Source organism: Nesterenkonia sp. NBAIMH1 (assembly GCF_007922635.1).
Taxonomy (GTDB): domain Bacteria; phylum Actinomycetota; class Actinomycetes; order Actinomycetales; family Micrococcaceae; genus Nesterenkonia; species Nesterenkonia pannonica.
Genome location: NZ_CP042335.1, coordinates 1632651 through 1654026, shown reverse-complemented (window position 1 = coordinate 1654026; position 21376 = coordinate 1632651). Strand labels below are relative to the sequence as shown.

Annotated in this window: 19 protein-coding genes; 8 read left to right on the top strand and 11 right to left on the bottom strand. The window is 68.0% G+C overall.

Going from position 1 to position 21376, the window contains the following annotated elements; genetic code table 11:
- Nucleotides 1-9 precede the first annotated feature (9 nt).
- The 3 genes from FS388_RS07825 to FS388_RS07815 are packed head-to-tail and all read left to right on the top strand — an operon-like array spanning nucleotide 10 to nucleotide 1816.
- Nucleotides 10-873, top strand: a complete 864-nt coding sequence (locus FS388_RS07825; RefSeq protein ID WP_146340913.1) for a M48 family metalloprotease — start codon at nucleotides 10-12, stop codon at nucleotides 871-873.
- Between the two features lie 9 nt (nucleotides 874-882).
- Entirely contained in the window at nucleotides 883-1317 is a 435-nt protein-coding gene (locus tag FS388_RS07820) for a hypothetical protein (RefSeq protein ID WP_146340912.1), read from the top strand.
- 1 nt (nucleotide 1318) lies between these two features.
- Complete coding sequence (locus FS388_RS07815) at nucleotides 1319-1816, top strand: HIT family protein (protein ID WP_146340911.1); 498 nt, start codon at nucleotides 1319-1321, stop codon at nucleotides 1814-1816.
- A 39-nt stretch (nucleotides 1817-1855) separates the two neighbouring features.
- Here the strand turns inward: FS388_RS07815 and FS388_RS07810 are convergent, their stop codons facing one another.
- A complete protein-coding gene (locus FS388_RS07810) occupies nucleotides 1856-2911 on the bottom strand; it encodes a polyprenyl synthetase family protein (protein ID WP_146340910.1) in 1056 nt (351 codons plus the stop codon).
- 11 nt (nucleotides 2912-2922) lie between these two features.
- Entirely contained in the window at nucleotides 2923-3645 is a 723-nt protein-coding gene (locus FS388_RS07805) for a demethylmenaquinone methyltransferase (RefSeq protein ID WP_371708122.1), read from the bottom strand.
- Nucleotides 3646-3689: 44 nt separating this feature from the next.
- Here FS388_RS07805 and FS388_RS07800 point away from each other — a divergent pair, with 44 nt between their 5' ends.
- Nucleotides 3690-4961 (top strand): isochorismate synthase MenF, encoded by a 1272-nt coding sequence (locus tag FS388_RS07800; protein WP_146340908.1) that lies wholly within the window; start codon nucleotides 3690-3692, stop codon nucleotides 4959-4961.
- On the opposite strand, the gene menD is transcribed toward FS388_RS07800, so the two are convergent.
- Nucleotides 4943-6841 carry a 2-succinyl-5-enolpyruvyl-6-hydroxy-3-cyclohexene-1-carboxylic-acid synthase gene (menD, locus tag FS388_RS07795; protein ID WP_146340907.1) on the bottom strand — a complete coding sequence of 633 codons (1899 nt, stop codon included), beginning with the start codon at nucleotides 6839-6841 and terminating at the stop codon, nucleotides 4943-4945. The genes FS388_RS07800 and menD overlap by 19 nt on opposite strands.
- The gene (locus tag FS388_RS07790) at nucleotides 6838-7884 is read right to left on the bottom strand and encodes an o-succinylbenzoate synthase (protein ID WP_146340906.1); all 1047 of its coding nucleotides are present in this window, start codon (nucleotides 7882-7884) and stop codon (nucleotides 6838-6840) included. The genes menD and FS388_RS07790 overlap by 4 nt, the downstream gene beginning before the upstream one ends.
- 53 nt (nucleotides 7885-7937) lie before the next feature.
- Between FS388_RS07790 and FS388_RS07785 the strand changes: the two genes are divergently transcribed.
- On the top strand, nucleotides 7938-8930 hold the full coding sequence (locus FS388_RS07785) for a phosphatase PAP2 family protein (RefSeq protein ID WP_146340905.1): 993 nt from the start codon (nucleotides 7938-7940) through the stop codon (nucleotides 8928-8930).
- Between the two features lie 75 nt (nucleotides 8931-9005).
- Nucleotides 9006-9551, top strand: a complete 546-nt coding sequence (locus FS388_RS07780; protein ID WP_146340904.1) for a YceI family protein — start codon at nucleotides 9006-9008, stop codon at nucleotides 9549-9551.
- A gap of 25 nt (nucleotides 9552-9576) precedes the next feature.
- On the opposite strand, the gene FS388_RS07775 is transcribed toward FS388_RS07780, so the two are convergent.
- Complete coding sequence (locus FS388_RS07775; RefSeq protein WP_246836150.1) at nucleotides 9577-10728, bottom strand: aromatic acid exporter family protein; 1152 nt, start codon at nucleotides 10726-10728, stop codon at nucleotides 9577-9579.
- 10 nt (nucleotides 10729-10738) lie between these two features.
- Nucleotides 10739-12121, bottom strand: a complete 1383-nt coding sequence (gene radA, locus FS388_RS07770) for a DNA repair protein RadA (RefSeq protein WP_146340903.1) — start codon at nucleotides 12119-12121, stop codon at nucleotides 10739-10741.
- 74 nt (nucleotides 12122-12195) lie between these two features.
- Here radA and FS388_RS07765 point away from each other — a divergent pair, with 74 nt between their 5' ends.
- Nucleotides 12196-13494 carry a hypothetical protein gene (locus FS388_RS07765; protein WP_146340902.1) on the top strand — a complete coding sequence of 433 codons (1299 nt, stop codon included), beginning with the start codon at nucleotides 12196-12198 and terminating at the stop codon, nucleotides 13492-13494.
- A 10-nt stretch (nucleotides 13495-13504) separates the two neighbouring features.
- Complete coding sequence (locus tag FS388_RS07760) at nucleotides 13505-14485, top strand: A/G-specific adenine glycosylase (protein WP_146340901.1); 981 nt, start codon at nucleotides 13505-13507, stop codon at nucleotides 14483-14485.
- Between the two features lie 12 nt (nucleotides 14486-14497).
- Here FS388_RS07760 and FS388_RS07755 read toward each other — a convergent pair whose 3' ends face one another.
- The 5 genes from FS388_RS07755 to FS388_RS07740 form a co-directional block, all read right to left on the bottom strand.
- Nucleotides 14498-17017, bottom strand: coding sequence for an ATP-dependent Clp protease ATP-binding subunit (locus tag FS388_RS07755; protein WP_146340900.1), 2520 nt, complete (start codon nucleotides 17015-17017; stop codon nucleotides 14498-14500).
- 143 nt (nucleotides 17018-17160) lie between these two features.
- Nucleotides 17161-17463 (bottom strand): Lsr2 family protein, encoded by a 303-nt coding sequence (locus tag FS388_RS07750; RefSeq protein WP_146340899.1) that lies wholly within the window; start codon nucleotides 17461-17463, stop codon nucleotides 17161-17163.
- A gap of 202 nt (nucleotides 17464-17665) precedes the next feature.
- Nucleotides 17666-17836 carry a hypothetical protein gene (locus tag FS388_RS13060; RefSeq protein ID WP_168198655.1) on the bottom strand — a complete coding sequence of 57 codons (171 nt, stop codon included), beginning with the start codon at nucleotides 17834-17836 and terminating at the stop codon, nucleotides 17666-17668.
- A gap of 9 nt (nucleotides 17837-17845) precedes the next feature.
- On the bottom strand, nucleotides 17846-19381 hold the full coding sequence (gene lysS, locus FS388_RS07745; RefSeq protein ID WP_146340898.1) for a lysine--tRNA ligase: 1536 nt from the start codon (nucleotides 19379-19381) through the stop codon (nucleotides 17846-17848).
- A 10-nt stretch (nucleotides 19382-19391) separates the two neighbouring features.
- A complete protein-coding gene (locus tag FS388_RS07740; RefSeq protein WP_146340897.1) occupies nucleotides 19392-21374 on the bottom strand; it encodes a M13 family metallopeptidase in 1983 nt (660 codons plus the stop codon).
- Nucleotides 21375-21376: the final 2 nt, after the last annotated feature.

The window sequence follows — 21376 nt, the reverse complement described above, 5'->3', positions numbered from 1 at the left end:
AGGGACCGCATGCACCACCATCACGGACGACTCAGGACAGCAGGCCTGCTTGCCTTCCTCTTCGCCATGGTGCTCGTTGTGGGAGCCATTGTGGCCGCCGCGACCGAGACGCCCGCATTCATCTTCGTCTTCGGGATCCTGGGACTGGTCTCCGTCGCGTACTCGTACTGGAACTCGGACAAGATCGCACTGCGGGCCATGCAGGCCTACCCCGTCACCAGGGAGCAGGCTCCCGCTCTCTATGCCATGGTCGAGGAGCTCGCCTCCCGCGCGCAGCAGCCGGCCCCGAGGATCTACATCTCGCCCCAGCCCACCCCCAATGCCTTCGCCACGGGACGGAACCCGGAGAAGGGTGTGGTCTGCTACACCGAAGGCATCCTAAACCTGCTCAGCGAGCGAGAGCTGCGGGGCGTCACGGGCCACGAGCTGATGCACATCTACAACCGCGACATCCTCATCTCTTCGGTGGCCGCAGCCGTTGCCGGGTTCCTCACGACGATCACGCAGTTCTTCATCCTGTTCGGACGCGGCGGCCGCGGCCAGAACCCGCTGGCCATCGTGGGGGCGCTGCTGGCGGCCATCCTGATGCCCATCGCAGCGAGCATGATCCGCTCGGCCATCAGCAGAACCCGCGAGTATGACGCGGACGCTGACGGGGCCGAGCTCTCGGGCGACCCGCTGGCGCTGGCCTCGGCCCTGAACAAGCTCGACGGCGGGATCCGCCAGGTGCCCCTGAACGAGGACCCCAAGCACGACGCCCACGCCCACATGATGATCGCCAACCCGTTCGGGGCGCGGGCCAAGCAGATGTTCTCCACGCACCCTCCGATGGACGATCGCATCGAGCGGCTGAAGAGCATGGCCGGGCAGTAGGCTGTCTCTGTGGCAGAGATGTTCTACGAGAAGTTCCAGGCGTTAGTTCCCCGATACCTCGACGACGCGTGGACTCCCGACGAGGGGCTGTCCGCCGAGGATCTGGCAGGCATGCTCGCCGATTCGGAGCTGCCGGACGCCTCCCGCCTGCCCCTGGTGCTCGAAGAGTTCTACCGTGCGCTGGGCCGGTGCGAGGAGCTCATGGAGGCCTACCACTTCTTCTTCGACCCGGACGAGCTGGTCACGGAGGAGGGCCATCTTCTGTTCCTCGAGGATGAGGAGGAGCGCTTCGCCTGGGGCGTGGACGTCGCTGACCTGCGGATTCCCGATCCCCTGATCCGGCGGCGGAAGAACGCGACGCACGAATGGTCTTCGGAGGGCGCCACTGTCAGCGAGTTCATCTTCGATCTGCTGGAGTTCTCCTTCGAAGACAGCGAGGCATAGCGTGGCGGTCACATGGGCCTCGCACGCGCCCCCGAACTACTCGTGCCCCTTCTGCGGACTGGTGCAGGGGGACGTCTCCGATCCGTCGAACAGGTGCGAGCTGGGGGATCTCGTCCACCAGGATGAGGACGTGGTCGTGTTCATCGGGTGCGACGGCTTCGGCCCCTATCCGGGGCACGCCATGGTGTCTCCCGTGCAGCACCTGGAGACGCTCTATGACCTCGACGACTCGATCCTGGCGAAGATCAGCTCCATGTCACGCGATGTGGCGCTGGCGATGAAGCTCGCCTGGAATCCGGAGGGCACGAGCACCCGGCAGCACAACGAGCCGGCGGGCAACCAGCACGTCTGGCACTATCACCTGCATGTGTTCCCCAGATGGGGCGACGACAGGCTCTACCGTCAGCTGCGCGAGCCCCTCAGCCCCGAGTTCCGGGCCCAGAAGGCCGCAGAGCTTCGTCCGGCGCTGCAGCAGGTCCTGGCGGAGAAGCCGGCCTAGGACTGCACTGCGGCGCGCGGGATCCGCGCCGCTGAGCGGTCAGCCCTCGCGATCCACCACGGCGTCGGCGAAGCTGTCCAGCGCCTGCTTCACGATCGAGTCCGGCAGGCCGGAGATGGCCGCCTTGGCTCGGGCCGACCAGGACCGGGCGACCTCCCACGCCTGCTCTGTCACGGGGTGCGCCACCACTGCGGCGACCGCTTCGGCCAGGGCCGCGTCGGAGCTGAGGTCGGCATCGACCAGGCTCAGCGCCCGGACTGCCTCGGCGTCGCCCTGCGCAGCCGCCTCGCGCAGCAGCAGGACAGGAAGCGTGGGGACGCCTTCGCGCAGATCTGTTCCGGGGGTCTTGCCGGAGGCTTCCCCGTCGGCGGTGAGGTCGATGATGTCGTCGGCGAGCTGGAAGGCGATGCCGACGGCCTCGCCGTACTCCTCGAGAAGCTGCGCCTGCGCGTCGTCGGCGCCGCCGAAGTGCGCCCCCAGACGCGCGGCAGCGGCGACGAGGGAGCCTGTCTTGTCCACGATGACGCTCAGATAGTGGTCATAGGCGTCCTGGTCGCCCTGCGGGCCCAGGGTCTCGTGCAGCTGGCCGAGGACGAGGCGCTCGAACGTGCGGGACTGGATGCGCGAGCCCTCCTGGGACAGCTCCGCCATCAGCAGCGACGCGCGCGCCAGAATGAGGTCTCCGGTGAGGATCGCCACCGAGTTTCCCCACACCTCGTGGGCGGACGGCGTTCCCCGCCGCAGGGGCGCCGAGTCCATGACGTCGTCGTGGTACAGGGTGGCCAGGTGGATCATCTCGATGAGCGCGGCTGCCTGCCGCACGTCGGTGTTCAGGCCTCCGAAGAGCTCGGCCGTGAGCACCGTCAGGAGCGGACGCACCCTCTTGCCGCCGGCGTCTGCCAGGTACCGCGCCGAGGGGTCGGTGAGGTCGTCGCCGGCCGTGAGCGCGTCGAGGAGCCGCTGCTCCACGTCGTCGAGCGCGTCGGTGATGTCGGCCGCCAGCGTCTCATCGGAGGCGAGCACGTCGAAGCCTGCGGGAAGCTTGATAGTGGGTGCATCCTCCGGGGACACGGGCTGCACAGAGGGATCAGTCATCGCACACAACTCTATCGGGCGTCAGCGGACTTCACTGCGCGATGAATGGCAACGATCCCGCCGGTGAGGCTTCGGTAGCCCACCTCGGACCATCCGGACGCCTCGACCATGCGTCCCAGGGCGTCCTGATCCGGCCATGCGCGGATGGACTCCGCGAGATAGACATAGGCATCCGGGTTCGAGGAGACGGCGCGAGCGGCAGGGGGAAGGGCTCGCATCAGGTACTCCTGGTAGACGGTGCGCAGGAGCCGGTTGGTGGGGTCGGAGAACTCCATGATGGCCAGCCTGCCTCCGGGCCTGGTCACACGCAGCATCTCGGCCAGCGCCTTGGAGGGGTCGGCGACGTTGCGCAGGCCGAAGCTGATCGTCACCGCGTCGAACTGCCCGTCGCCGAACGGCAGATCCATGGCGTCGCCCTGGATGAAGGTCATGTCCGGACGTCGCCTGCGGCCCACGGCCAGCATGCCTTCGGAGAAGTCGCAGGCGATGGCGTGGGCGCCCGCGTCGTGGAAGGGCTCAGCGGATGAGCCTGTGCCCGCTGCGAGGTCCAGCACGTCCTCCCCCGGCTCCACGCCCAGGGCCTCGACGAGGCGACGACGCCACACCTTGGTCTGGCCCAGTGACAGGACATCGTTGGTGATGTCGTAGCGCTCGGCCACGTGGTCGAACATGCCGGCCACGTCGTGCGGCTTCTTGTCCAGACTGGCTCGGGGTCCTCGGAAGGCAGGATTCACCCCAGCATTCTTGCAGATAAAGCGACGAGTAGGATTGATGGGCCATGACCTTCGCGCCCCGCCCCCTGACCCTGCGCACGGCGGACGTGAACCTTCCGCCGTCGGGGCTTGCAGGGCTCGCCGGCGGGCTTCGACCATCCGCCGCCTGGATCAGGCAGGGCCATGGACTTCTGGGGCTCGGCGAGGCGCTCAGGGTCAGCGCATCAGGGCCTCGCCGCTTTCAGCAGCTGGACGCAGCATGGCGGCAGATCACCGCCGAGCAGAGCGACCTCACCGGCTTCGTATCCGTCAGCTTCTCGGCAGCCTCCGAGTACGAGTCGCTGCTCACGGTGCCCGCCGTTCTCCTCCGAAGCGACGAGAGCGGCGCCCGTCTCCAGGTCGTCGAGGAGACCGGCAAGGACCTGCGCAGCATGCTCGCAGAGCATGGTCTTGTGCTGGAGGACGGAGCCCTCCGTCTCGCCGCACCGGAGCTCCCTCAGGTGCCTCCCGCCGCCCTGGGGCCGGGCACACAGACCTCTGCCCAGTACCTCAGCGCCGTCGCCGCGGGGCTCAGCGCGATCGACTCCGGAACGGTGGAGAAGCTCGTCCTGGCTCGCGATGTGGTCGTCTCGGCGGATGCGGCCCTGCCTGCCGGGCCGCTGCTGGCACGTCTGGCTGCCGACTATCCGCAGACCTGGACCTACCGGGTGGGGCAGATGATCGGGGCCACCCCGGAGATGCTCATGCAGCTGCGCGGCGAACGGCTCTTCTCACGCGTGCTGGCGGGCACCGTGGACCACGATGCGCCTGCGGAGTCGCTCCTGACCGACCACAAGCAGCACCGCGAGCATGACCTCGCCGTCGCCTCCCTGATGGATCAGCTCGCTCCCCTGACGGAGTCGCTGCAGGCGCCGGCGGATCCGCGGCTCCTTGAGCTCCCGAACGTCTACCACCTGGCCAGCGACGTGACGGGGGTGCTGGCGCACCAGGACGACGGGGCGCTCCCCAGCCCGCTGGAGGTCGCAGAGGCGGCCCACCCCACTGCTGCGGTCTGCGGCACGCCTACGGCGGCCGCGGGGCAGCTGATCGAACAGCTGGAGGGTCTGGACCGCGGGCCGTTCTCCGGGCCCGTCGGCTGGTTGGACGCCGCCGGCAACGCGGAATTCGGGATCGCTCTGCGCGGCGGAGTGCTGGAGTCGGACGGCCGGCGGGTGCGCCTCTACGCCGGCGCGGGGATCGTGGCCGGCTCAGACCCGGATGCGGAGCTCGCCGAGACCGAGTCCAAGCTGCGTCCGATGCTCAGCGCGCTCGGCGCTCGTCAGACGGCATCCGGGTAGGCGAGCGCCCTGATCCGGGCGTGAAGATCGCGCAGCAGCGTCCTGTCGGAGGCGATCTCCACAATGCGGATGCCGAGCCTGTCGTCGGGGTGAGCCAAGGCATCCTCAAGCTCGCCGAGTGACTCGACGAAGCGATACTCGTGATGATGAGCGTCGGCGAGCGCCTCCACATCGACGCTCTGAGGCGTGCCGAAGAGCCGTTCGACGGCATCGGCCTTCCCCGGACGGCGCCCCACCGTCCCGTGCTCCAGCTGATCGAAGATGGCGCCGCCGCCGTCGTTGATCACCACAACATCCATGGTGGGGATGCGCTCAGTCGTGGGGTAGAGCAGCGCGTTGGTGTCATGGAGGAACGTGAGGTCCCCGACGACTGCGGTCACTCGTGTCCCCGCGGCGAGGGCGATGCCGGCCGCCGTCGATACGTTCCCGTCGATGCCGGACAGGCCCCGCAGCGCGTGGACCCGGCGGACCCGATCTCTGCGGGTGAGCACAGCACCGAGGTCCACATCCCGGATGACTGATGAGGACCCCAGCAGCATGGGGCCCGGCGCCGACTCGGCGACGAACTGGGCTGCGCGCACCGAGGACAGGCCCCCAGACTCTTCGCTGAGGACCGCGTCGACGGCGCGCTGCACATTCAGCCCAGCCTCCTCCCAGGCCTCGGCCCAGCCTGCGGGCGCCCCTCCTGCGAAGTCGGCGAGATCCCCGATCTCTCCGATCACCGGCCTCGGAAGCCCGTCGCTGAACCAGGGCTCGGCGACGGGTGCGTACTGGGCGGCACGCACGTCGGTGCGGCTGATGAGCTGCTGGACCGGTCGGGACAGGGTGGGGCGTCCCGCGACGACGACGCGCTGGACCGAATCCACCAGGTCGGCCGCGGCGGTTCCGGAGGGCGCCTGCAGCACGAGCCGGTAGCCCTGGACTGGTCCCAGCTCGGCCCACCGGGCGCCGGAGGTCGGCTCGGCGAGAATGGGCTGTCCCAGCCTGCGGGCCGCGCGGACTGCTTCGGCGGGGGCATCGTGGCCGAGGACGAAGACGGTCCGCTGAGCAGCGGAGACTCGCGGAATGGCCTGTGACGGGCTGTCGGACGCCTCCCCGCCCTCGTGGAGCCAGGCGTCGTCCACGTTGCGCCGGACGCGGAGGTGCTCGGCAGGGCTGAGCTGATCCGCCTGATCATAGAGTCGCTGCCGCTCCTTGGGCGGGATCACGCCACGACGTGCCCAGCGGCCGGGTCCCCGCGCTGAGGGAGGCTCGACGGGCACCAGCGGATCCGCGAACCCGATGTTCAGGTGCACCGGACCGGGCACCTCCTGGCGGCTGCGGGCACCGGCCTGACGCAGCAGGAGCGCCACCTGAGCCTCCGCAGAGAGGATGTCGTCGCGCGACTCCGGCTCCAGACGCAGCTGCCCCTGGCGGATGAGGCCCTGCTCGAGGTGCAGCTCGTCACGGACGCGGCCGGCGAACATCTCCTGCTGCCATGTGGTCTGGTTGGCCCCCGTGCCGTGAAGCTCATCGGGACGGTCAGCGGTGATCGCCACGAGCGGGACGCCGGCGAGGTCGGCTTCCATCACCGCCGGCGTGAGGTTTCCCGCCGCGGTCCCGGAGGTGGTGACGACAGCCGCCGGCTCCCCCGCGGCCATGGCCAGGCCCAGGGCCGTGAACGCTGCGGAGCGCTCGTCGATGCGAACATGAATGGTGATGGCCCCGAGCTGCTCCGCCTCTGCCAGCGCGTATGCCAGGGGCGCTGAGCGGGAGCCTGGGGCGAGGACGACGTGACGCAGGCCAGGGGTCAGTCCGCGGATGACGCGGCGAGCCAGTCGGATCGACTCGGCGTCGTGGGAGTCGTCGAACTCGCGGAACGGACGCCGGGGTGAAGTCACCCCACAATCCTACTGGCGAGTTCCGCGTGCGCGGCGTGGACGCGGTCGAACCACCACGCCTGGCGTGCAGGGCTGAGCCTCACCTGATCGATGAGCTCCGGGTCAGGGGCGGGGGCGGTGATGACTCCGTCGCGGACGGGAACGGCCAGTCGGCCCGCGGAGGGCAGCAGGGGCGCGCTGACCGCATCGCGGGCGAAGAGAGCAGCGGTCCCGAGGCCGCACGCGTAGGGAAGCCGCGGCAGGCGCGCCGCAAGCGCCAGCCCGGCGGCCAGGCCGACGCTGGTGTCCAGGGCGGAGGAGACCACAGCGTCCAGGCCCGCCTGCTCCACCAGGTCGAGAACCCGGCTGACTCCGCCCAGCGGGGGGACCTTCAGCACCAGAAGGTCAGCTGCGCCGAGGCGTGCCACCCGCAGCGGGTCCTCCTCCTTGCGCACAGCCTCGTCAGCGGCGAGCCGCACGGCGACGCCGTCTGCGCTGAGCAGCTCCCGCAGACGAGCGAGCCCCTCCACACCCGGGACGGGCTGCTCGGCGTATTCGAGCCTGCCCTGGGCGGCCTCCGCGATCCGCGGCAGAGCCGCCGCCGCCTCCGCCAGCGTCCAGCCCGCGTTGGCGTCGACCCTGACGGCCGCACGGGGAAGCTGCCTGACCACAGCCGAGACCCGCGCCACGTCGTCCTGGAGGCTCTGGCCCTGTTCGGCGACTTTGATCTTGACCGCAGTGATCCCGTCGCCGTAGCGGGCGAGCACCGCCGGGACATCCTCGTGCTCCACGGCCGGAAGCGTGGCGTTGACCGGCACGGACTCCCTCAGCGGCGCCCCCAGTCCGCGCCAGCCTGCCTCCACGGCCGCCCCGAGCCAGGCCGCAGACTCCTCCGGCTGGTACTCGGCGAAGGGCGCGAACTCTGCCCATCCCTTCGGGCCCCGGATCAGCAGCGCTTCCCGGACCGTCTGACCCCTGAAGCGGGTGCGCATAGGCAGTCCGACGGCGACGGCGTCGCGCAGAAGATCGGAGACGGGGGGCAGCTCGGCGACACGGTCCTGCATGGTCCTCACCCTATGTTGCTCCGTGGGGTCCGGAAGCTGGGATACTTCTGTGCATGTCAAGCACGCTGCGCCCGCCTGCCCGCCGAACAGGCCTGTGGATCGCCGGAGTACTGGTCTGCTGCGCACTGCTCATCGGCAGCTATGAGATTTTCGTGCGGACCACGCTCGGGCAGGTCATCGATACGGTGCCGCGGCTCGCGGCGGTGCACTTCGAGCACCCGCTGCCCTACCTGCCGCGCGAGGACGGCGAGAGCTTCTGGACGGCGCTGTGGATGGTCATCCCGCCTGCAGTCGTGTTCGGACTGCTGGTGCTGATGCGTCAGAAGCTCGTCACGGGCCTCATCGTTCTGGCGGGCGTCGTCGGCGCCAATGTCACCACCCAGATCATGAAGTACAGCTGGCTCGAGCGTGAGGTGGTCGAGGACGACCGCAGCGTGGGCCTCTTCCTCACCCAGGCCGACCTTCCCAACTCGCTGCCCAGCGGGCACACCACCCTGGCCGCGTCCGCCGCCGTCGCCGTGTTCCTGGCCGCGGGTCCGCGCCAGCGTCCCTTCATGGGATTCGTGGCCGCGCTCTGGGCAGGAGGCTGGGGCACCTACATCTTCATCGAGGACTGGCACAGAGCCTCGGACATGATCGCGGCCTACCTCGTCGTCGCCGTCTGGGGGCTGATCGCAGGATGGGCCATCATGCGGGCGGAGCCTCAGCACAATACGGTGCTGTTCGACAACCCTCCGAGCGCGGCTCCCGCAGCCGTCCTCTGCTGGATCATCGGGATCGTGTCCGTCGTCGCCGCCGGGCTCTGCTTCCTCTTCGGGGGCGGCTGGTCGGGACTCTTCGCCAGCGCGGAGGACCCGAGCCTGTGGCACTGGCTGGCGGGGGCGCTGCTCTCCGGGGGGCCTGCGTTCATGATCGGCGGCGCGGGGATCAGTCTCTTCGCCGCAGAGGCAGGACGCCGCCAGCGAGGCATCGCTGCCCCCAGCACCCAGGCCGAGCCGATCCGCTACCCGATCCCGGAGAACTTCGCGCACCTCTACCGAGTCTGAGGCGCCTCGAGGCGCTCCTGCCCGTGGCCTACGATGCTCCCGAACGGAACATTCAACAGGAACGGAGGAGCCCTCATGTCTGATGATCATCAGCTTGCAGGCACATGGACCATCGACCCCTCTCACTCACGGGTCGGGTTCTCCACCCGGCACGCAATGGTGACCCGAGTGACAGGTGCGTTCACCGACGTCGCCGGTGAGGCGGTCTTCGACCCGAAGGACTGGAGCGCCTCCACAGTGAACGTCGCCGTGCAGGTCTCCAGCGTCGACACCCGCAGCGCGGACCGTGACCAGCATCTGCTCTCCGAGGACTTCTTCGACGTGGTGAGCTACCCCGAGATCACGTTCGTCTCCACCGGGGTGGACGAGGTGGGCGAGAGCAGCTTCATCATCACCGGCGACCTGACCATCCGCGGCACCACGAAGAGTGTGGCGATCCCGCTGGAGCTGCTCGGCATCACCAGGGACCCCGCAGGGACGCTCCGGGCCGGTTTTGAGGGGTCACGCAGGATCGACCGCCGCGACTGGGACGTCCGGTGGAACACTCCCCTGGACTCCGGAGGCGTCCTGGTCAGCGACCGCATCACCCTGGAGTTCGAGCTCTCCCTCACCAGGAGCTGACTCTTCGACCTGCTGAGGCCGGCGCTCACCCGAGGACGGGAAGGTGGGCGTCGGCCTCGTCGTGCTCCATGCCGGTGGCCTCCAGGAGGTCTACGACCATGGTGCGGATCAGCAGGACGATCGTGTCGCCCTCGAGGTCATGGATGCCCATGCGCTTGGGGTGAAGCTGCGCAGCTACGGCTGTGAGCGACTTCTCGGCGGCCTGCATGCCGCGGTCGAACCCGGGGCCGGCCTCGGCGACCGCACGCGTGAGGAGGGCTGAGCTGTCAGCCAGCTCGTCGAGGACGCGCGCCAAGTTCTCCGCCCCGTCGGTGTCCAGAGCCGCGTGGTCGATGCTGCTGATGGATCGGCGTATGACCACGCGCAGGGACCGCACGGCGAGGTCCAGCTTGTCGGTGGCGCGGCTGATGCGCTGTATGTAGTGCCGGTGACGGCGGTGCGGGGGCGAGTAGCGGGTGAGCTCTTCGGCGGTCGTGATGGATTTGACGCACTCATCGATCTTCGGCTGGGTGCCGCGGGCACGGATCAGGGCGTGCCAGCCTTCGCGCGAATCGCCGTCCCGGACAGCCGCCGCGGTCTCCCGCAGCGACAGGGTGAGGTCACCGGTGACACCCTTGAGCTCACGCACGGGCTCGGAGCGGGGGTCGCGCGGGGTCAGCAGTGCGATGGTCATGGCGGTGATGCCGCCGACCATGGCGTCCGCGCTGCGGCTGAATACGCCGAGGGCAGTGTCCTCCGGTGCGGGAAGCATGACGACCAGCAGCGCCTGCAGGCCCATCTGCATGGCGAAGGTGGCGCCTGAGTCCAGGAACCTGGCCACCATGACGGCCAGGAAGACGACCACGACGGCCACCATCCACCCTTGGCCGAAGAAGTGGACGACGATGTCTGCGATGAGCACGCCCAGGGTGCAGCCGATGGCGACCTCCAGGACCTTCCGGCCTCTGGGCTCCTTGGTGAACCCCATGGCGACCAGGGCGGCCACGGCGGCGAAGATCGGCTGGTGGTGTCCGAGCAGCTGCTCGGCGATCAGGTAGGCGCCGACGCCTGCTGCCGTCATCTGAGCCGCCGGGATCAGCGAGTTCTTCGCCCGGGTGAAGCCCGCCCGGCTTCGGGTCAGGAGGAAGCGGCCGCCTCCGCGGCCCGCGTGCTTGAAGGAATCGGCGGCGCTGCTCACAGGGACGAGTCTATGACGAGGAGTCGAAGAGCAGATTCATCGCTTCCGGCAGGGATCCCACCTCACGGACGGTGAGGCTCTCGGGCGCGTTCTCGCCGCCTCCGCGCGGAACCAGTGCGTGGGTGAAGCCGAGGCGGGCCGCCTCCTGGAGCCGGCGCTGCAGCCCCGTCACGGGACGGACTTCGCCGGCCAGTCCCACTTCGCCCAGTGCCAGGAACCTGTTGGGCAGCGACCTCTCCAGGGCCGCCGACGCCACGGCCAGGGCGACGGCCAGGTCCGCAGCCGGCTCCGTGATCTTTGCTCCCCCCACTGTGGCCACGTACGTCTCGGACTTCATGAGAGCGGCGAGCTTGGCGCGGCGCTGCAGCACCGCCAGCAGCATGGACACTCGCGGTGAGTCGAGTCCGGACACGGCCCGGCGAGGCTGGGCGGCTTGGGATTCGGCGACGAGCGCCTGCACTTCTGCGGTGAGGGGCCGCCGCCCTTCCAGCGAGATGGTGATGCAGGTTCCGGGCACACGCTCCGCCATGGCGGAGACGAAGAGCCCGGAGGGGTCGGCGAGAGATTCGAGGCCGTTCTCGCCGAGGTCGAAGCAGCCGACGTCGTCGGTGGGGCCGTACCGGTTCTTCACCGCACGCAGAAGACGCAGCCTGGAGTGCCGGTCGCCCTCGAACTGACAGACGACGTCCACCAGATGCTCGAGCATCCGAGGGCCGGCGATGTTCCCGTCCTTGGTGACGTGGCCGACGAGGATGGTGGTCATGCCGCGACGTTTGGCCGCCTCGATCATCGCGGCGGTGACTTCGCGGATCTGGGTGACGCCGCCGGGCGAACCTTCGACCTCCGCGGAGGAGAGGGTCTGGACCGAGTCCATGATGGTCAGCTGCGGGTCGGCCTTCTCGATCTGCCCGAGCGCCTGGCCGAGGTCGGATTCGGCGGCAAGGTACAGGTGCTCCGAGAGCCCGTTGATGCGCTCGGCCCGCTTCTTCACCTGCGCGGCGGACTCCTCGCCGGTGAGGTAGAGCACCGGCTGCGAGCGGCCGTGGCGCTCCGCGACGGCGGCGGCGGCCTGCAGCAGCAGGGTGGATTTGCCGACGCCGGGCTCACCCGCCATGAGGATCACCGCACCGGGCACCAGCCCGCCTCCGAGGACCCGATCCAGCTCCCCCACCCCGGTGGGACGGAACTCGGCGAGCGAGGAGTCGACCTCACCGATCGTCGTCGCGGGTCTGGCCACAGTGGTCGCCGCCGCGGTGCGGACCGCCGCGGCCCCGTCCTTCTCATGGACGCTGCCCCAGGCCTGGCACTCCGGGCAGCGGCCCACCCATTTCACGGTCTGCCAGCCGCACTCAGCGCACTCAAACGTGGGAGCGGAGGACTTCTTCTTGGCCATAGCTCCCCACAGTATCGGCGAAGGCAGACATCGCGGACCGCATGCGGCAGCCGGACACGATTAGCATCGGAGCCATGGAGCAGCCGCGATACGAGGACATGCCGGCCGACTACCAAGAGGCATTCTTCAGGGATTACCACGATCACCCGGAGTTCGGGCGGACTCGACGCGAGCCGCTGCGCGCCGAGGATGTGCCCGACTTCCGGGCGGGCCGACTACGCATCGACGCACTATCATCACAGTGGGTGAATGAGGTGTGCATCCACCGTCAGCAGACCGGCGTGCGAAGCCAGCCGGATGACGCCGCAGCGGAGCATCCCCCGCGCACAGAACGCAGCGCGTTCCTGCTGGACGGCCGTGAATGGATCCGCACGCACCGTCGCTTCCCCGCCGCGGACGATCCGAACCGGCGCTGCCTCGATCAGCGCGGCCGGCCGACCACCACTGACGAATCTGTGGAGGTGACCGACACCGCCTTGCCCATCAACGGGAAGTGGGACCTCCGCCGCGGCCCCAACCCGGTGGAGGATGAGTCTGCGGATCAGCAGAGCCAGCGGGCCAGAGAGACTCTCCGGGAAGCCGACGCTCGACTGAGGCGTCGCACCGTGCTGTCGCGCTGGTCCCGGCGGCTGAGCGGTGCGGCGCTGGTGCTTGCCGGGCTCGCCCTGCTGCAGGGACCGGCCGGCTCCTCCGAGCTGGGTGCCGTCGGCCTCGTCATGACCGTGCTGCTGCTGCCGGCCTACGGAGGGCTGCGCTGGTTGAGCACTCTGCGCGTGCGCCGGGTGTGCGCGCAGATGCTGGCTGCCGGCAGCGAGGAGCACCGCGCAGCAGTTTTCCTGAACAAGGAGGCGGTCGAGCAGTGGAAGGCAGGCGGACCGCCCTACTGGCTGTTCGCACCGGCTCTTCCGCCAGCGGGGCTGCGAGCGTGGCGGCGGGATCCTCGCCGGGTGTTCATCGGCATAGGGGTGGCGGCGGCGCCGCTTCTGATCATTCTTCTTTCCGTGGCTGCGGTGCTCTGGTGGGAGACTCTCGCCGGCGAGGCCGCAGGCGACCCGCCCTGGGTCCTGACTGTCGCCGTGCTCGTCGTGGCGGCGATCGGCGTACTCGGCCTCAGGATGCGCTCCGCCTCCCAGCACGACCATTCCCAGCTGCGCGACGTGGTGGAGGGCCTTCGATTCGACTCCACGGCGGCGGGGCCGCGCCGGCCATCGCCGTGGTCGGCTCCGGCCCGCTATGAACCGGTGGAGGACCCTCATCAGCATGTGATGAGCTATTACCGGCACCCCGGCAGCCGGGGAGTCAGTGCGGGAACGCTCTATCTCCCCTGGGACCCACTGGCTCCGCGAGTCCCTGCGACCACCAGTCCTGACTAGGATGTGCCTGATGAGCAGCGTCCCGACTGTGGCCGCGGGCCGAGAGCCCGACGCCGTGCCCACTCTTCCCTCCGCACCTGAGCCGGAGCAGGTGCACGGCCCGGTGATCGACTGGTTCCATGACCAGAAGCGCGACCTGCCGTGGCGTCGCCCGGAGTGCACGCCGTGGGGAGTCTTCGTCTCTGAGGTGATGCTCCAGCAGACCCCTGTGAACCGAGTTGCTCCCCGCTGGGAGGAGTGGATGCAGCGGTGGCCGACCCCCGCCGCCTGCGCCGAGGCTCCCACCTCGGCGATCCTGACGGTCTGGGACCGGCTGGGCTATCCGCGCCGGGCCCTGCGTCTTCAGCAGGCTGCGGCCGCAATGGTGGAGAAGCACGGGGGCGAGGTCCCCGGGACACGGGATCAGCTGCGCGCCCTGCCGGGGGTGGGCGAGTACACGGCCGCGGCCGTGGCATGCTTCGCCTTCGAACAGCCCGAAGTGGTGGTGGACACGAACATTCGCCGAGTGCTCGTGAGGGTCTTCGATGCTCGGCCGCTGGCGGGCAAGACATACACGGCGGCTCAGCGACGGCTCGCCCATGACGCTTTCCCTGACCCCGATCTCGACGACGGTGGGGTGGCCTGCGCCTGGAACATCGCCTCCATGGAGCTGGGATCGCTGGTGTGCACCTCGAAGTCCCCGAAGTGCGGCATCTGCCCGGTTCGGGACATGTGCGCCTGGCGTGCTGCTGGGTCGCCCGCACCCACAGAGGAGCAGAAGACGCGCGGCCAGGCCTGGCACGGCACCGACCGGCAGGTCCGCGGAGCGCTGATGACCCTTCTCCGCGACGCATCGGCCTCGGGGGAGCATCTGAGCGAGGACGCACTCCTCGAGGCGCTCCCCCTCCCGGAGACATCCTCTGAGCAGCGGCGAAGGTGCCTGCAGTCCCTGCTGCAGGACGGACTGGCACAGAAAAGTGCCGGGAAGATCGCTCTTCCCGGCACTTTCTGACCCATGCGGTGATCAGCTTTCGATCGCTGCGGGCTCCTGTCCTGCTTCGAGCTCCTCCGACGGCATCCGCCAGTCGAAGGTCAGCTCGCGGCTGGCGCCCTCTCCCGACAGGCCGACGAGGATCTGTGCGCCGTGGGGAATCTCTCCGTAGAGGATCCTCTCGGACAGCTGGTCCTCGACCATGGACTGGATCGATCGACGCAGCGGCCGGGCACCCATCGTGGGGTCGTAGCCCTTCTCCGCCAGGAACTCCCGAGCCGGCTGAGCGACCTCGAGGGTCATCGCCTGCTCGGCGAGCCGGGAGCGGAGGCGGTTCACGAACAGGTCTACGATCTTCACGATTTCGGACTGCTCGAGCTGCGGGAACACGATGGTGTCATCCACACGGTTCAGGAATTCGGGACGGAAGTGCTGGCGAAGCTCCTGGTTGACCTTGCCCTTCATCCGCTCATAGTTCGTGGAAGTATCGGCGTTCGAGGTGAAGCCGGTCATCACGCCCTTGGAGATGTCCCCGGTGCCGAGGTTGGTGGTCATGATGATCACCGTGTTCTTGAAGTCCACCACGCGTCCCTGCGAGTCCGTCAGACGGCCATCCTCAAGGATCTGCAGCAACGAGTTGAACAGGTCGGCGTGAGCCTTCTCCACCTCGTCGAAGAGCACCACGGAGAACGGCTTGCGCCGGACCTTCTCGGTCAGCTGACCGCCCTCCTCGTAGCCGACGTAGCCCGGAGGGGCACCGAACAGGCGGGAGACGGTGTGCTTCTCGCTGAACTCCGACATGTCGAGGGTGATCAGCGAGTCCTCGTCGCCGAAGAGGAACTCAGCCAGAGCCTTGGCCAGCTCCGTCTTGCCGACGCCCGTGGGCCCGGCGAAGATGAACGAGCCCGAGGGCCGGTTCGGGTCTTTGAGGCCGGCACGGGTACGGCGGATAGCACGCGAGAGCGACTTCACGGCCTCGTCCTGACCGATGACCCGCTTGTGCAGCTCCTCCTCCATCCGCTTCAGGCGGTCGGACTCCTGCTCGGTGAGCTTGAAGACCGGGATTCCGGTGGAGAAGGCGAGGACCTCGGCGATCAGGTCGCCGTCGACTTCGGCAATCTCGTCCATCGAGCGTGACTTCCAGGCCTGCTCCTTGGCGTCCTTCTCCTCGATGAGCTTCTGCTCATCATCGCGGAGCTTTGCGGCGCCCTCGAAGTCCTGCGCGTCGATGGCGGCCTCCTTCTCACGCCGCACATCCTCGATCTTGGTCTCGAACTCCTTGAGCTCGGGAGGCGGAGTCATCTTCTGGATGCGCAGCCGAGCGCCCGCCTCATCGATGAGGTCGATCGCCTTGTCCGGGAGGAACCGGTCGTTGATGTAGCGGTGAGCCAGGTTTGCGGCGGCTTCCAGGGCCTCTTCGGTGATGGACACCTTGTGGTGGGCCTCGTAGCGGTCGCGCAGACCGCGAAGCACCTGAACGGTGACCTCGACGGTGGGCTCGTCCACCTGAATCGGCTGGAAGCGGCGCTCGAGGGCCGCGTCCTTCTCGATGTGCTTGCGGTACTCGTCCAGGGTGGTGGCGCCGATGGTCTGCAGCTCGCCGCGGGCCAGCATCGGCTTAAGGATGTTGGCCGCATCGATCGCGCCTTCGGCAGCGCCTGCACCGACGAGGGTGTGGATCTCGTCGATGAAGAGGATGATGTCGCCGCGGGTCTTGATCTCCTTGAGCACCTTCTTCAGCCGCTCTTCGAAGTCACCGCGGTAGCGGGAGCCCGCCACCAGAGAGCCGAGGTCAAGGGTGTACAGCTGCTTGTTCTGGAGGATCTCTGGGACGTCGCCGTTGACGATGTCCTGAGCAAGGCCTTCGACCACAGCGGTCTTGCCGACGCCCGGCTCACCGATGAGGACGGGGTTGTTCTTGGTGCGGCGGGCGAGGACCTGCATCACGCGCTCGCGCTCATAGTCGCGTCCGACGACCGGGTCCAGCTGGGCCTCACGGGCTGCTGTGGTCAGGTTGCGGCCGAACTGATCGAGCACGACAGAGCCTGCGGGCTGGCCTTCGCTGCCGCTGCCCACTCCTGCGCCGGCCTTCTCCTTGCCGCCCTGCTCACCCCCGGAGTACCCGGAGAGGAGCTGAATCACCTGCTGGCGAACCTTGTTGAGGTCGGCGTTGAGCTCCACGAGCACCTGCGCCGCAACGCCCTCGCCCTCTCGGATGAGGCCCAGCAGGATGTGCTCCGTGCCGATGTAGTTGTGGCCCAGCTGCAGCGCCTCGCGCAGGGACAGCTCCAGGACCTTCTTGGCGCGGGGGGTGAAGGGGATGTGCCCCGATGGCGCGCTCTGGCCCGGGCCGATCTTCTCCTGGACCTTCTCGCGCACCCCCTGGAGGGAGATGTCGAGGGACTCCAGCGCCTTCGCGGCCACGCCCTCGCCCTCGTGGATCAGCCCGAGCAGGATGTGCTCGGTGCCGATGTAATTGTGGTTGAGCATCCGGGCCTCTTCTTGGGCCAGGACGACGACGCGGCGGGCGCGGTCAGTAAATCTCTCAAACATGGCCAACAGACACTCCTTGCATTGTCGTTCCTGCACTCAACAGTAAGGGAGTGCGAGGGCGGATGCGCCCCTGTTCGCCACAGGGAAAAGCTGAGGGCCCGGAAGCGGCTGCCTCCGGGCCCTCAGCGCCTGCCGTGCGGCGACTACTTCTTCTTCGCGGCGCGGTAGGCCTCGACGATGTCGCGGTGGAGGCGGCCGCGCTTGGCCACGGTGTAGCCGTTCTCCACGGCCCACTCCCGGATCTGCTTCGCCTCGTTCTGCGGCGAGGGCGGCCCTATGGTGCGAGCCTTGCGCTTGTACTTGCGCAGCAGGTCGCGGAGCTCCTTGGCGTGCTCCTCGTTCAGGTCGATCTCATAGAACTGCGAGTCGACGCCGAAGTTGACGGTCTCCTTGGCGGGAGTTCCATCCAGATCATCGATGAGAACTTCTTCAACCTTCTTAGCCATGGGCTGAATTCCTTACTGGTCAGCGAAATGAAAGCCTGGTACCCACCCCTGGGTGCTTCATTCAGGCATACGAATTATAGATGTCGAACTACGAAGTTGCAGTGCGACTGTCTAATAAGTGTTTCAGGAAAATTACGCGCCAGTCAACCCGACCAGAAACCTAGTATTTTTTCGGCAAAAATTCAGGTTGACGTTTAGTTGATCAACTGTGACCGGCGTCATTCTGGTCCGGATGATCCTCACGAACCTCAGCCTCAGCCGCGCGCTCCTTGCGATCTGCACGGAAAATTGCCCGAATGGCCAACCAGAACAGCAGACCGACGCCCACTGAAGGTGCAAGTGCTGAGAAATAGTCCCAGAAATCTTCGCCCATGGTGATCTCCTAGGAGTCCTTAGCCTCAGGCTTGAGCAGCGGAAACAGGATAGTCTCACGGATTCCTGTTCCGGTGAAAAGCATCACCAGCCTGTCGATGCCCAGGCCGAGCCCGCCCATCGGCGGTGCCCCGTACTCCAGTGCGCGGAGGAAGTCCTCGTCGAGCTGCATCGCTTCCTCGTCACCGGCAGCCGCCTTGCGGGACTGCTCCACGAAGCGCTCACGCTGGACGACGGGATCGATGAGCTCCGAGAACGCGGTGCCGAGCTCGCTGCCGGCGATGATGAGGTCCCACGCCTCAATGACGCCGGGCTTGTCGCGGTGCTCACGTGCCAGCGGCTGAGCAGCGGGCGGGTAGTCGCAGACGAAGGTGGGCTGGAGCAGGGTCGGTTCGACGATCTCGCCGAAGAGCTCCATCACCAGCTTCTGGGCATCCCAATCGGCGGCGACGGACACGCCGCGCTCCTCGGCGACGGCCCGCAGAGTCTGCTCGTCGGTCTCAGGCGTGATCTCCTGGCCGAGCGCCTCCGAGAGGCCCGGGTAGACCGACATCCATGCCCATTCGCCGTCCAGATCCACGGTTCCGGCCTCGGTGGGAATCTGACGGCCGATCTCTGCCGCATCGGCTGCCGCCAGGATCATCTCCCGCATGCGCTCGGCCATGGTGTACATGTCCGCCCAGGACTCGTAGGACTCCAAGGTGGTGAACTCCGGCGAGTGGGTGGAGTCCACACCTTCGTTGCGGAAGACCCTGCCGATCTCAAAGACGCGGTCGATGCCGCCGACCACGGCCCGCTTCAGGTAGAGCTCAGTGGCGATCCGCAGGGTCATCGGCTGGTCGAAGGCATGCAGGTGCGTCTGGAAGGGGCGCGCCTGAGCTCCTCCGTGGAGCAGCTGCAGGATGGGCGTCTCCACCTCGACGTAGTCGCGCTGGTGAAGGGTGTCGCGGATCGCGCGGGTCACTGCTGACCGGGTGTGCACCATCTGGCGGGCCTCGTCGCGGACGATGAGGTCGGCATAGCGCTGCCTGACGCGGGTCTCCTCGTTCAGGTCTGCGTGGAGGACGGGAAGGGGACGCAGCGCCTTCGATGCGACCGCGAATGAGGAAGCCATCACGGAGAGTTCGCCTCGTCGGGATGCAATCACTTCGCCGCTGACCTGGATGTAGTCTCCGAGGTCCACCAGAGCCTTCCAGTCCGCGAGGGCGTCCTCGCCCACTTCGGCCATGGAGATCATGGCCTGCAGCCGCACTGCCTCACCCCGGGGGCCGCTCTCCTGCAGGGTCGCGAAGCAGAGTTTGCCGGTGTTGCGGATGAACATGACCCGGCCGGTGATCGAGACCGTCTCGCCGGTGGAGTCCCCTGCTTCGACCTGACCGTCGAACTGCTCGCGCACAGCTGCCAGAGAGGCGGTGCGCGGGACCGTCACGGGATAGGGGGCCACGCCCTTCTCCATCAGGCGGGTGCGCTTGTCCATGCGGACAGCGCGCTGGTCAGTGGTGTCCACGGCGTTCTCGGCGGCGGGGGCGTCAGGTGTCACGCGCATAGTGTAGTAGTCACCAGATGGTGACGCGTTCCTGCGGCGCGAGCCACATTCCGTCGCCTTCGACCGTGCCGAAGGCCTCGTGGAACGCGTCGACGTTCTTGACCGGCTGAGTGGCGCGGAACTCGGCCGGACTGTGCGGATCGATGCTCAGCAGCGTCAGGGCGCGCTCGGGCCTGATCACCTGCCGCCAGCCCGACGCCCATGCGCTGAAGAACCGCTGGTCACCGGTGAGTCCGTCGATCTCCTCGTCCTGGCGGCCGTCGAGCCAGAGCGTGTAGGCCTTGTGAGCGATCCCGATCCCGCCCAGGTCGCCGATGTTCTCCCCCAGGGTCAGCTCGCCGCTGACGGTGTGCTGATCGTCGAGCACGGATGGGGAGAGCTCGCCGAACTGGTGCACCAGCTTCCCGGTGCGCTGCTCGAACGCTTCCCGGTCTGCTTCGGTCCACCAGTCAGTCAGGGAGCCGTCCGCCGCATACCGGGAGCCCTGATCGTCGAAGCCGTGACCGATCTCATGCCCGATGACCGCTCCGATGCCTCCGAAGTTCTGCGCCATGTCCCGATCGGCGGAGAAGAAGGGCGGCTGAAGGATCGCTGCCGGAAAGCAGATGACGTTCTCCAGCGGGTGGTAGTAGGCGTTGACCGTCTGGGGGGTCATGTGCCATTCCTCGTCGTCCGGGCCCTCGTCGATCTTTGCGACGTCACGGTTCCAGGCGGCGATCGACGCCCGGGACGAGTTCTCTACGGCGTCGGGGCCGACGGGGACGTCCGAGTAGTCGATCCAGCGGTTGGGGAAGCCGATCTTGGGGGTGAAGGAGCCGAGCTTCTCGAGGGCGTGGACGCGGGTGTCCTCGCCCATCCAGTCAAGCTCCGAGATGGACTGCCGGTATGCCTGCAGCAGGGAGTCGATGAGCTCGTCCATCGCGGCGCGGGCTTCGGGCGGGTAGTGGCGGTCCACGTAGATCTGGCCGACATCCTCACCCAGGTGTGCGTTGGTCATGGCCACTCCGCGCTTCCACCTCTCCTTCAGCTGAGGAGTGCCGTTGAGCGTGCGGCCGTAGAAGTCGAAGTGCTCATCGACCATGGCCTGGTGCAGCAGGGGTGCTGCGCTGCGCAGGAGATTGACGCGCAGCCAGTGCTTCCACGTCTCCAGCGGCTCCTGCGTCAGCGCGCCCTGGAACCCTTCGAGCACGTCCGGCTGTCCGACGACGATCTCTGCCGCCTGCGCGTCGGTGAGCTGCCAGCCGTCGATGGCCGCGGCGAGCAGCGGCATCAGCGCCTCGGCCTCGGCCCGGGTCTTCAGGTTGTATCTCTTCTGCGCGTCGCGGAGGGTCACCCGGTCCCAGTGGTGCCCGGCGAGCCGCTTCTCTAGGGAGACGACATCGGCAGCCGCGGATGCTGCCTCCTCCTGCGCATAGCCGCCCAGCGCGAGCAGCCGCACCAGGTGCTCCTCGTACTGGCCGAGGGTCTCTGCGTGAGTCTCCTCGCGGTAGTAGGCCTCGTCGGGCAGACCCAGTCCGTCCTGCATGACATGCCAGAGCACGCGCTGCGGGTCACCGGCGTCGCGGACGGCGCCTGCACCGATCAGCCCGCTGACTCCCTCGCGCTGCCAGGCGCAGGACAGGCGGAGCAGCTCCCCGGGGCTGTCGGCTGCGTCGACGGCGATGAGCTTCTCGGCGATGGGAGCGAGCTTCAGCTCCTCCGCCCGCTCGGCGTCCATGAAGGCGGCGTAGAACGTTCCGGTGCGGTGCTGGATGCGGCTGAACTCGGGGTCCAGCGACTGAGCGGTGTCGGGGGAGTTCACCGCCTGCGCCGATTCCTCCAGGATGGCTCGCACGTCCTCCTCGGCTTTGTCCCGCAGGTGATGGAAGGCGCCGTAGGCGTCCTGGTCCTCGGGGATCTGCGCGGTGGCCAGCCACGCGCCATTGACGTGGCGGTTCAGGTCATCCTGCGGCCGTACGGACTCATCAGTGTGCGGAAACAGCGCGGAGGTCATGC